Genomic DNA, 340 nt, shown 5'->3' on the forward strand with positions numbered 1-340 from the left:
CGATGGATGTCTGGTGATTTGTAGTCATAAATTTTAGTCCCCACTTGTTTTTAAGTGGGGACTAAATTAAGGCTTATAGGACGAATTCATAAGGTGTGTTCAGCGGACGCTGAACCGTACCGGGTTTGTCGGAGACTTTTTATTGAAGTTAGGCCACCTGACCTAACGGGTTAATCTTATCATAGTACATTGCTTCAAAATCAAAAGGCGATACATAACCCAGTGCACCGTGTACACGCTTTTTGTTGAACCAATCTACCCAATTTAATGTCGCAAGTTGTACATCTGCTAAACCTTGCCAATCTGCTTTTAAATATTCAATCACCTCTGTTTTGTATAA

Annotated in this window: 1 protein-coding gene; it reads right to left on the reverse strand. The window is 39.7% G+C overall.

The features are described 5' to 3' along the window. Positions 1-148: 148 nt before the first annotated feature. A partial coding sequence (locus WFH18_RS17935) for an integrase core domain-containing protein (protein ID WP_336755430.1) occupies positions 149-340 on the reverse strand: 192 nt, incomplete at its 5' end.

The organism is Acinetobacter sp. USHLN143, assembly GCF_037145695.1.
Classification (GTDB): domain Bacteria; phylum Pseudomonadota; class Gammaproteobacteria; order Pseudomonadales; family Moraxellaceae; genus Acinetobacter; species Acinetobacter fasciculus.